Here is a 10105-nt window from a genome sequence, read left to right on the forward strand (position 1 = left end):
GCACCCAACCGGCCCTGGCTCATCGAGGGCCAGCGCGCCACGTTCGCCGCCAGCTGCGCGTCCACGGCCGCCAACACGTCAGCGTCGGTGAGCAGATCGGTGCGATACACCAGCGTCCGGAAGATTCCGAAGTCGATATCGCCGGCCGTGAAAACCTCACCCACCTTCGGCAGCCGCTCGCGCAGCGCCCGGGCATACCGCACCCGGCTGGCCGCCAACCCCTGACTGATCCGCAACTCCGCGGCCACCTCCGCGGCCACCGCCGCCTCGGTATCCACCGCCCACTCCTCACATTCGGCGCACCGGGAGAGCCGGTAGGCGAACAACTCCCCGATCGCCGCCAACTGCGCCGCCGCCGCCCGATTCTCCGCCCGCGACCAGCCCGAAACCTGCTCCAGCAACGCCGACGACTCCGGCGTCACCGACGGATAGCGCCGCTCGAAGTGCTCATCCATCGCCGCGATCGACTCCGCCGACGGCACCCTCGAATCGAACATACATTCGATTATGCCACCCGGCTACGACAGGTCCAGCCCAACTTTCTCGGGCTGTGGATAACTCGCCGCGGCCCGGCGCGCCACGCCAAATCCGCGACCCGCTAGTCCCCCTGCCGGACCCAGGCGAAGATGTACAGGCTCATCGCCGTCACGAGCGCGATCAACACCCACTGCACGATGGCTTGGTCGATCCACGAGCCGGGCGGCGGCGCGCCGGGAAGGATGTTGCGCAGCGGCACGATGGCGAACAGATTCGCGGCGTACCAGGTTGCGAATGGCGGCAGGAACTTCCTTCTGCCCAGCGCCATCGGAATGGCGACCAGCAGCGCCAGGGTGGGCAGGCTGATCAGGACCAGACAGATGCCCAAGTCGAAGATCAGCGGGCCCTTCGCCCGCTTCAAGGTGATGACCACGTTCCCGTTGTCGGTGCCGCGCTGCGTCGGGAGCGCGCCGGGATCGTGGACGCGGTTGACGCTGATGTCCCAGCCGTCCAACTCCCCGGTCACCTCGACCCGCGCGGGCACCTTCTTCAGGTTGTCGCCCGACCCGACGAACGCGTCCGCCGAGATCGGCTCGGTCCGATAGGAGTCGAACGGCCAGTTGCCCGGATCGCCGTGCGCCACGACGGTGGTGTTGAGTTGCGCTGGCGCCTTGCCCTTGGGGTAATGCAGGTCGCCGAGGTCGCTCGTCGGATAAAGCCGCACGGCGACGTCGGTCCCCAGCACGTCGAAGCGGTTGTCGTATGCCGAAATGCCCGGGTAGACAAGCACATTCACCCCGAGGCGTTTGGCGACCGGTTTCAGCTCCTCCACCTGCAGCTGCACGATGGTCGCATCGCCGCCGCCCTGGCTCAGGTCAAGCGGAGGGAGTGGCCCCTCCGACCGTTCGAGCCAGTGCACCCCGAACAGGGACAACATGTAGGCGGTGACGACAACGGCCAGGATGGCCACGCCGATGACGATGCGGGGGCGTTTCGCCATGTGTTTGCCACTGGGCGGCGAGGACGGCGTCGGTGCGTCCGACGGGGGCGGCGGGGCCGGTGCCGCGGGGGCCTCGGCGGTCACGGGCAACCCACCGGTGTTCCGGGGCGCGTCGAGGGCCACACGTGGTCAGATGCTAGCGAACTCGTGCAGACCGTGCGCGCCTACGAACGCCCCGTCACTCGCCGTCCATGCGGCGGTAACCCGCTCGTCGCCTCAGTGTCGGGGGGCGTCTCCGCCAGCGGGGTCCGTTTGCTGCGCGACGCAGCGGAACCCGATGTGGGTTGTCGCGGTGTCCTGTGACTGTGGCGATCGGGCGGCCGGACGGTACCGGTGGCAGTACTCCGGCGCGCACAGGTGCGAACCACCCTTCAGCGTCTGGCTGACGGTCGGATCCGCGGGTCCCGTCGGGGCGCAACAGGCCTTGGGCGGCCCGCCGATCCGGTGGTGCGCGGAGAACTCCGTGGCGGTCCATTCCCAGACGTTGCCGATCATGTCGAGCAGGCCGAATCCGTTGGGTGGAAACGTTCCCACGGGCGACGTGCCCACCCAGCCGAGTGCGCCGTCGTTGCGGTAGGGGAACCGGCCCTGCCAGGTGTTGGCCATCAGTCGGCCGGCTGGTGTGGGCTCCTCCCCCCACGCGTACGTGCCGGCGCACCCGCCGCGGGCGGCGTACTCCCACTCGGCCTCGGTCGGCAGCCGCCGGCCGGCCCAGCGCGCGTATGCGGCGGCGTCGGGGTAGGCCACTTGCACCACCGGGTGATCGGGCCGGTCGGTGATGTCGCTGTCCGGGCCGAACGGATGCCGCCAACTGGCACCCGGCACCCATTCCCACCATTGCCGCCAGTCCCGCAGGTCGACGGGGCCGGAGGTGGGCCGGAAAACCATGGCGCCGGGACACAGGTCCGCCGGGTTGGCGCCCGGATACAGCGCCGGGTCGATCGGTTGCTCGGCCACGGTCACATACCCTGTGGCCGAGACGAATTCGGCGAACTGCGCGTTGGTCACCGGGTGCCGTTCCACCGCGAAGGCGGCAACGGTCACCGTGTGGATCGGGGCCTCTTCGGGGTAGAAGCTGGTCGAGCCCATGCGGAACGATCCGCCGGGTAGGTCGACCAACTCGCTGAGCACCCGTTCAGGGTACGAGCACCTCAGTCGGACTGGCGGTACCACGTGAGCATGTACAGGCCCATCGCACCGACCAGCGCGAGCAGCACCCAGATCACTAGCGCCTGGTCGATCCACGCACCGGGCGGCGGCGAACCGGGAAGGAAGTTGCGGATCGGTATGACGGCGAACAGCATCGCGGCGAACCATGTCACGAACGGCGGCACGAATTTGCGCTTGCCCAAGGCGATCTGGATGGCAACCGCGAACGCCAGGGCCGGCAGGGCGAAGAGGACCAGGCAGATGCCGAGGTCGAAGATCAGCGGACCCTTGGCCCGGTGCAGCGTGATGACCACGTTGTCCGGCCGGTCCGATTCCTGGCTGGCTTCGCCGACGCGCTGGACGCTCACGTCCCAGCCGTCCAACGCGCCCGCGACCTCGACCCGGGCGGGGATGTATTGGCGGGCGTCGCCCTGGCCGACGAGGACGTCGGCCGAGAGGGTGTCGGTCCGATAGGAGTCGAAGGGCCAGTTGTTGGGGTCGCCGTGCGCCTCGATCGTGGTGGCGACCTGCGCCGGCGACTTCCCCGCCGGGTATTGCAGATCACCGAGGTCGTTGGGGGGGTCCATGCGGACCGCGGTGTCGGTCTTCAACACGTCAAGGCGTTTGTCGAACATCGAGTCTTCGGGAATCACAAGCACTTTCACCGTCAGGCGATTGGCGACGGTGTCCAGCTTCTCGAGCCGGACCAGCACGATGGTGTCGCTCGTCGCGTTCAAATCCGGCGGCTTGAGCGGCTCCCCCGACCTGGCCAGCAGGTGGAAGCCGAACAGCGTCAGCGAATAGACCACGACGAAGCCGAGCAGGGTGACGAGACCGACGATCAGGCGCCGCCTGGGCTTGCGCGGCGGCTCGGGCGGCGCCGACGCCGTGGCGGCGGGCGGCGGCGTTGCTGGAGTTGCGGGCTGCTGCTGCGGGGGAGACGCGTGACTGGCCATCATTCTCCTTGGTAGAGATTGATCGATGCGCCACCCTGAGGCGACACCAGAGAGATCGTAGCGAACTTCGATCTCCCCGGCGGTGAATCGCATTCATATCCCGAGTCAGGCTTTTTAGCCGTTCCGGCGGCCGCGGATCGCCTCGGCAGCGAATCGTCGACGGCGCAGCTCGGCTCCGCCGGCAGCCGCAGCGGGCATTCATCGGAGCAGGTAGCCCGTTCACCTGATGTTTGTTTGCTTGGCGGGCGCGATGGCGGTAAGTCTCGACGTGTGTCGAATCGGGGCAGGTCGCCCCAGTGCTCGCCGCAGCCGCCGGGCGTCAGACGCATCGTCGCCCGCTCGGGCCGAGACCGCAGCCACCAGGAGCCAACCACCGTGAAGCGCAACCCACCGGCGACCGCCATCAGCCTGCTCGCCGCGGCGGCAGTGGCGGTGTCAGCTTGCAGCACCGACCCCCACCCGACGCTGGCCTACGCCGCCGGCGCCAAGGTGGACTGCGGCGGCAAGCAGACCCTGACGGCCAGCGGTTCGACCGCGCAGGCCAACGCGATGACGAAGTTCGTCGCGGCCTACGGCAAGGTGTGCGCCGGGCAGACCCTCAACTACACGGCCAACGGGTCCGGCGCGGGAATCAGCGACTTCCTGGCCGGCAAAACGGATTTCGGTGGATCGGACACGCCACTGGCCGGAAACCAGTACGCCGCAGCCAAACAGCGCTGCGGTGGCGCCGACGCCTGGAACCTGCCCGTCGTGTTCGGCCCGCTGGCGATCACCTACAACCTGGGCTCGGTTGACTCGTTGGTGCTCGACGCGTCGACGATCGCCAAGATCTTCGACGGCACCATCACACGCTGGGATGACCCGGCCCTCACCGCATTGAACGCGTCCATGCCGGCCGAAGACATCCGCGTCATCTATCGCAGCGACGCGTCCGGAACCACCGATAACTTCCAGTCCTATTTGCAGGCGGCGGCCGGCGGGGCCTGGAACAAGGGCACAGGCAAGGCATTCAACGGGGGCGTCGGCACCGGCGCGCAGGGCAACAACGGCACCGCGGCGCTGGTGAAGTCCACCGAGGGCGCGATCAGTTACAACGAGCTGTCTTTCGCGCTGCAGCAAGGGCTTTACGCCGCCGAGATCAAGACCCCGGCGAGCCGCAGGTCCTTGCGGCCGGTGCGCATCGGCACCGACACCGTCGGCAAGACCATCACCGGCGCCAAGATCATCGGCAGCGGCAACGACCTGGTGCTCGACATCTCGTCGTTCTACAACCCGGCCCAGCCCGACGTCTACCCGATCGTGCTGGCCACCTACGAGATCGTCTGCTCCAAATATGCGGACCCCGAAACGGCCAAGGCGGTCAAGGCCTTCCTGCAGGCCGCGATTGGTCCCGGCCAGGTCGACCTCGCCCGCAACGGGTACATCCCGCTCTCGCCGGACTTCCAGTCGCGGGTCTCGAGCGCCGTCGACTCGATCAGCGCTGCGGGAGTGACGAATTCGGAGTAGCGGCTAAGCCTTGTGCCCGCGCCTGCGGTCGCGTTGCCGCCACCAGCCGAACAGGAAGAGCGCCATCGCGGTGACCAGACCGATCAGGACCCAGAGCACGACGGCCTGGTCGATCCACGACCCGTACGGTGGGCTCCCCGGCAAGATGTTGCGCAGCGGAACAATGGCGAACAGCATCGCGCCGTACCACGTCGTCATCGGCGGCAGGAACGACGTCCTGCCCAGCGCCACCGGGATGGCCACCCACAACGCCAGCACGGGCAAAGCGATGAGCACCAGACAGATGCCCAGGTCGAAGATCAGCGGGCCCTTGGCCCTGTGCAACGTGATGATCACATTGTCCTGGACGTCCGGGTTGGCGTCCTCGGGATCATGCACTCGGGTCACCGTGGCGTCCCAGCCGTCCAGCTTCCCGGTGACTTCCACACGGGCGGCCGCCTTTTCGCGGTTCTGGCCGGTGCCGGTGAACACGTCGGCCGCGATGACTTCGGTCTTGTACGAGTCGAACGGCCAGTTACCGGGATCGCCGTGGGCCACCAGCGCGGTGCTGACCTGCGCGGGCGCCTTACCTACCGGATACTGCAAATCGCCCAGATCGTTCTCCGGATAGAGCCGCACCGCGGCGTCGGTGGTCAGCACGCCGAAGTTCTTGTCGTAGAGCGAATCCTTCGGGTAGACAAGCACGTTCACCGTCAGCCGGTTCGCGACGGTATCCAGCTTCTCGATATGGACCTGCACGACGCTGTCCTCGGCCTCGAGCTTGCTGAAATCGACCGGGGGCAGAGGGGGCGCCGATTTGGCCAGCAGGTGCACGGCGATCAGGGAAAGGACGTAGATGACGATGACGGCGACGACGATCCCGAAGGCGATCGCGATTTGCCGGCCGCGGGAACCGGTCGGCGCTGGCGGTACGGGCGGCGCCGGAGTCCCGGCGGTCATTGAGGCATCACGGGCCAGATGCTAGCAAGGGAAACGACAAGTTTCAGGGGATAATGACCGCGAATTGCTGCATCAGCGTGGATTTGGCCGCTTCGAACCCCTGGGCTTTGCCGGGGCCCTCGAGATGGACGACGACCAGATATTTCTGGGTGTTCGTCCAGACGTGGGTGACGCGGTCGGCGAAGTCGTTTGCGGCCGTGCCGCCGGTGCCGCTCAGTAGCTGGCTGCTGTAACCGCAGAACTGGGCGGCGGTGACGGTGACTTTGACTCCCGGATTCGCCGTTCGCAGATCGGTGGCGTAGCGCAGGAACGCCCCGCCCGGTTCGAGATCGGTCCGGGTGATGCTGACCCGCACCGCCATGCCGTCGGGGCCCGTCGCCGTCAGCGCGACGTCGCCGGTACCCGGGGTCGACGGCCAGCCGTCCGGCAGCGGCACCGTGAGCACCGGCGCCGCCGGGTCCGCGACCGAGGCCTTGGTCATGGATCCGCTCGCCGGCGGCGGCGGGAAGCACACCAGCGCATTGGGTGGAATGTGGTCGGGCAGCGTGGTTTCGACGCCGGGCACCGGCTCGGCCGGGTCGGGCACTCGTGTCGTCGAGGTCGCCGAGGTCGTCGACGACGCCGGCCCGCTGGTCGCCGTGCCGGCGGTGGTCTTCTCGCAACCGACAGCGGCGACGGCCAGCAGGCACAGCGCCGCGGCTTCAGTCGCGCGAAAAGGCAAGCGCAACTTCGGCTTCCACGTCAACGTAGGGCCGACCGGACAGGTCGACGGTGACCTGCGCGATGGTGCCCCCCGTAAAGGAGAACGGGGCCTTGTAGCGGCTGCAAACCCCCGAGCCGCCGTTGCGCCCGACGGTGATCCCGGCGCCCGCAAGCCCGAACGTGCCGGGATGGGTTTGCACGTCCGCGAGCGTTCCGACCACTTCGTCGTCGATGAACAACGTGACATCGCCGAGTGGCGTGTGGCTGTTGGCCACGGTGCCGGTCCGCGAATAGCTCGCCCCCAGCAGGTGTTTGCCCAGCGGCACCGCGCCCGATGAGGAGACCACCTGCTGGCGCTCGCCCAGGAAGTTGTAGACGTAATGCAGCCGCCCGTCCTGGATGAACAGCACGTGCCCGCCGTGCGCGCCACCCTGCTTGAACAGCACCCCTTCCGCGCCGGTGGTATCTATGGTCACCTCGGCCAGCAGCGAGAACGACCTGCCCTGGATTTCGGCGGCGGCGCCGATGCTGACGTCCGCGCAGTCGGGATAGTAGACGTAGCTGGTCCGATTACCGCCGAGGTATGGGCGGGGCCGCGTCATCGTCTCGATGATGTTCAGGTCCGAGAGCGGCAGCCCGTTGTACTTGGCGGCCTCGGAGAACCACAGCGCCTTGAGTTCTTCCAGTTTGTCCGGGTGCTCGGCAGCCAGGTCGTGGCACTGGCTGCGGTCGGCCTCGATGTGGAACAGCTCCCAGCGGTCGGTGTCGAAATGCGACCAGCCGGCCGGGGTCGCCGCGTGGATGGTGTTGGCGAACCAGCCCTGATGCCAGATGCCGCGGGTGCCCAGCATGGAGTAGAACTGGGTCCGCTTCCCGGTGTCGGCGGCCGGATCGGTAAGGGCCGCTTTGAAACTCACTCCGTCCAGAGGCTTCTGAGCAATGCCCCTGACGGTCTCGGGCGGTGTCATGCCGAGCAGGTCGTAGACGGTGGGCGTGACGTCGCAGACGTTGACGTAGTTGTCGCGGATCTCTCCGTGTGCGGCAACGCCATTGGGCCAGGAGATGATGGCCGTGTCGGCAATGCCGCCTTCGTGCGAGGCGTACCGCTTGTACAGCTTGTAGGGGGTGTTGAACGCCATCGCCCAGCCGATTGGGTAATGGTTGTACGTCTCCGGGCCGCCCAGGTGGTCGAACAGCTTCATGCTCTCTTCGACCGTGTCGATGTAGCCGTTGAAGAACTTGCCCTCGTTCACCGATCCGTTGGGGCCGCCCTCCCCGCTGGCGCCGTTGTCGGAGATCACCACGATGATGGTGTTGTCCAGCTGCCCGGATTCCTCCAGATAGTCCAGGATCCGGCCGATCTGGGCGTCGGTGTAGCTGAGGAAGCCTGCGAACACCTCGGCCATGCGGGCGAAGAGCCTCTGCTCGTCGGGGTTCAGCGAGTCCCACGGTCGCACCGTGTCCTGCAGCGGCCAGGGCTCGCCCTTCGGCCCCGTAACGTCCGCGTACGGGTTGACCGGCGAGAGCTCGGTGTCGGGCGGCACGATCCCCAACGACTTCTGGTTCTCCAGCACGATCTCGCGGTACCGCTCGTAGCCCATGTCGAACCGGCCGGCGTAGCGGTCCGCCCACTCGGAGAACACGTGGTGCGGCGCATGCCCGGCGCCCGGGCACACGTAGCTGAACCACGGCTTGTCCGGCGCGATCACCTTGGCATCGCGGATGAACTCGATGGTCTTGTCGGCGAGGTCCTTCGAGAGGTGGTAACCGTCCTCCGGTGTACCCGGCGGGTTGACCGGATGGTTGTCGTACACCAGGTCGGGATACCACTGGTCGGTCTCGCCGCCCAGGAAACCGTAGAACCGCTCGAAGCCGCGCGAGGTCGGCCAATGTCGTTTCGTCGACGCCAGATTGGACTCCTCGAGCGGCGTCAGGTGCCACTTGCCGACGCAGTACGTGTTGTAGCCGCGCTCGGCGAGCACCTCGGAGAGCAGCGCGGTGTCGAACGGGATGCGGCCGTTGGCGTTGGGGAACGCGTCGGTGAACTCCTCGATGGTGGCCATGCCGACCGTGGTGGCGTTGCGGCCGGTGAGCAGCGACGCGCGGGTCGGCGAGCACAGCGCGGTGGTGTGGAACTGCGACAGCCGGACACCCCGCTCGGCGATGCGGGTCATCGCCGGCATCTCGACCAGGCCGCCGAAGCAGTCCCACGTCGCTATCCCGGTGTCGTCCCACACCAGATAGAGGATGTTGGGCGAGTTCTCGGGGGCGGTCGGCGCGGCGTACGGGCCCCAGTCCGGTTCGGAGTCCCGGATGTCCAGCTCGATCTTGCCCTCGAAGGCGCGGGAGTCAGGCGACATGCGCCGAGAGTAACGCGGCCGCGAAAATTCCGATCGCTTTTCGCGGACCGTCAACCCTGCCAAAGCAAAACGCCCGGGACCATCGGGACCCGGGCGTTTCGATGTCGCTTCGGAGCTACTTGGCCTTCTCCAGGATTTCGACGAGCCGCCACCGTTTGGTGGCCGACGTCGGGCGCGTCTCCATCAGCGAGACGCGGTCGCCGATGCCCGCGGTGCTGTTCTCGTCGTGCGCCTTCACCTTCTTGGTGGTACGGATGATCTTGCCGTACAGCGGGTGACGGACGCGGTCTTCGAGCTCGACGACGATGGTCTTCTGCATCTTGTCACTCACCACGTAACCGATGCGCACCTTGCGCCGGCCACGCACCTTGGGGTTGGCCGGAGTGTGCTTGGGGCCCTTCTCTTTCGACCCGGTGTCCTTCGCGGCCGCCTTTGCCGGCGCCTTCTTCGCTTCTGCCATCACGATTCCTTACCATCGGGCCCGGAAGCCAGGCCCAGTTCTCGTTCGCGCAGCACCGTGTAGACGCGCGCGATCTCCTGACGCACCGTGCGCAGCCGGCGGTTGTTCGACAGCTGCCCGGTCGCCATCTGGAAGCGGAGGTTGAACAGCTCCTCCTTGGATTCGCGCAGACGCTCGGTCAGCTCCTCGTCGGTGAGCTCACGCAGTTCACCAGGCGAAATTCCCACTGCCATCAGAACTGATCCTCTCGAGTCACGATGCGTGCCTTGATCGGCAACTTGTGGATTGCACGGGTGAGTGCCGCCCGGGCCACCTGCTCGTTGGGGTAGCTCAGCTCGAACAGCACGCGGCCCGGCTTGACGTTGACCACCCACCATTCGGGGGAGCCCTTACCCGAACCCATCCGGGTCTCGGCGGGCTTCTTGGTCAGCGGGCGGTCCGGGAAGACGTTGATCCACACCTTGCCCCCACGCTTGATGTGGCGGTTGATCGCGATACGGGCGGACTCGATCTGCCGGTTGGTCACGTAGGCGTGCTCGAGCGCCTGAATGCCGTA

The 10105-nt window shown here is 67.2% G+C and carries 11 protein-coding genes; 1 reads left to right on the forward strand and 10 read right to left on the reverse strand.

All coding sequences use genetic code 11. From position 1 onward, the window contains the following. From A9X05_RS21875 to A9X05_RS21890, 4 genes are all read right to left on the reverse strand, one after another. A partial coding sequence (locus A9X05_RS21875) for a DUF222 domain-containing protein (protein WP_156675671.1) occupies window positions 1-497 on the reverse strand: 497 nt, incomplete at its 3' end. 101 nt (window positions 498-598) lie between these two features. Further along, on the reverse strand, window positions 599-1477 hold the full coding sequence (locus tag A9X05_RS21880) for a DUF4436 domain-containing protein (RefSeq protein WP_068266636.1): 879 nt from the start codon (window positions 1475-1477) through the stop codon (window positions 599-601). Between the two features lie 216 nt (window positions 1478-1693). Further along, window positions 1694-2608 (reverse strand): formylglycine-generating enzyme family protein, encoded by a 915-nt coding sequence (locus A9X05_RS21885; RefSeq protein ID WP_067784037.1) that lies wholly within the window; start codon window positions 2606-2608, stop codon window positions 1694-1696. 20 nt (window positions 2609-2628) lie between these two features. Beyond that, window positions 2629-3582 (reverse strand): DUF4436 domain-containing protein, encoded by a 954-nt coding sequence (locus A9X05_RS21890; RefSeq protein ID WP_067784042.1) that lies wholly within the window; start codon window positions 3580-3582, stop codon window positions 2629-2631. 375 nt (window positions 3583-3957) lie between these two features. Here A9X05_RS21890 and pstS point away from each other — a divergent pair, with 375 nt between their 5' ends. Further along, window positions 3958-5088, forward strand: a complete 1131-nt coding sequence (gene pstS / locus A9X05_RS21895) for a phosphate ABC transporter substrate-binding protein PstS (protein ID WP_067784043.1) — start codon at window positions 3958-3960, stop codon at window positions 5086-5088. Between the two features lie 3 nt (window positions 5089-5091). Here the strand turns inward: pstS and A9X05_RS21900 are convergent, their stop codons facing one another. From A9X05_RS21900 to rplP, 6 genes are all read right to left on the reverse strand, one after another. Further along, on the reverse strand, window positions 5092-6027 hold the full coding sequence (locus A9X05_RS21900) for a DUF4436 domain-containing protein (protein WP_067753520.1): 936 nt from the start codon (window positions 6025-6027) through the stop codon (window positions 5092-5094). Window positions 6028-6070: 43 nt separating this feature from the next. Next, a complete protein-coding gene (locus tag A9X05_RS32340; protein ID WP_231969169.1) occupies window positions 6071-6748 on the reverse strand; it encodes a hypothetical protein in 678 nt (225 codons plus the stop codon). After that, a complete protein-coding gene (locus tag A9X05_RS21910; RefSeq protein ID WP_067753516.1) occupies window positions 6729-9089 on the reverse strand; it encodes an arylsulfatase in 2361 nt (786 codons plus the stop codon). Before A9X05_RS21910 ends, A9X05_RS32340 begins: the two co-directional genes overlap by 20 nt. A 115-nt stretch (window positions 9090-9204) precedes the next feature. After that, window positions 9205-9549, reverse strand: coding sequence for a 30S ribosomal protein S17 (rpsQ, locus tag A9X05_RS21915; RefSeq protein ID WP_067753513.1), 345 nt, complete (start codon window positions 9547-9549; stop codon window positions 9205-9207). Then, window positions 9549-9782, reverse strand: a complete 234-nt coding sequence (gene rpmC / locus A9X05_RS21920) for a 50S ribosomal protein L29 (RefSeq protein WP_067274850.1) — start codon at window positions 9780-9782, stop codon at window positions 9549-9551. The genes rpsQ and rpmC overlap by 1 nt, the downstream gene beginning before the upstream one ends. Next, a partial coding sequence (gene rplP, locus A9X05_RS21925; protein WP_067784039.1) for a 50S ribosomal protein L16 occupies window positions 9782-10105 on the reverse strand: 324 nt, incomplete at its 5' end. The genes rpmC and rplP, both read right to left, overlap by 1 nt.

The organism is Mycobacterium sp. E3298 (assembly GCF_001666895.1).
In the GTDB taxonomy this organism is placed as follows: Bacteria; Actinomycetota; Actinomycetes; order Mycobacteriales; family Mycobacteriaceae; genus Mycobacterium.

Bases quoted from the DNA above. Each gene is read 5' to 3' on its own strand.
- A9X05_RS21890 (WP_067784042.1), bottom strand. From the start codon at position 3,582: ATGGCCAGTCACGCGTCTCCCCCGCAGCAGCAGCCCGCAACTCCAGCA.
- A9X05_RS21880 (WP_068266636.1), bottom strand. From the start codon at position 1,477: ATGGCGAAACGCCCCCGCATCGTCATCGGCGTGGCCATCCTGGCCGTT.
- A9X05_RS21900 (WP_067753520.1), bottom strand. From the start codon at position 6,027: ATGACCGCCGGGACTCCGGCGCCGCCCGTACCGCCAGCGCCGACCGGT.
- A9X05_RS21910 (WP_067753516.1), bottom strand. From the start codon at position 9,089: ATGTCGCCTGACTCCCGCGCCTTCGAGGGCAAGATCGAGCTGGACATC.
- rpmC (WP_067274850.1), bottom strand. From the start codon at position 9,782: ATGGCAGTGGGAATTTCGCCTGGTGAACTGCGTGAGCTCACCGACGAG.
- rpsQ (WP_067753513.1), bottom strand. From the start codon at position 9,549: ATGGCAGAAGCGAAGAAGGCGCCGGCAAAGGCGGCCGCGAAGGACACC.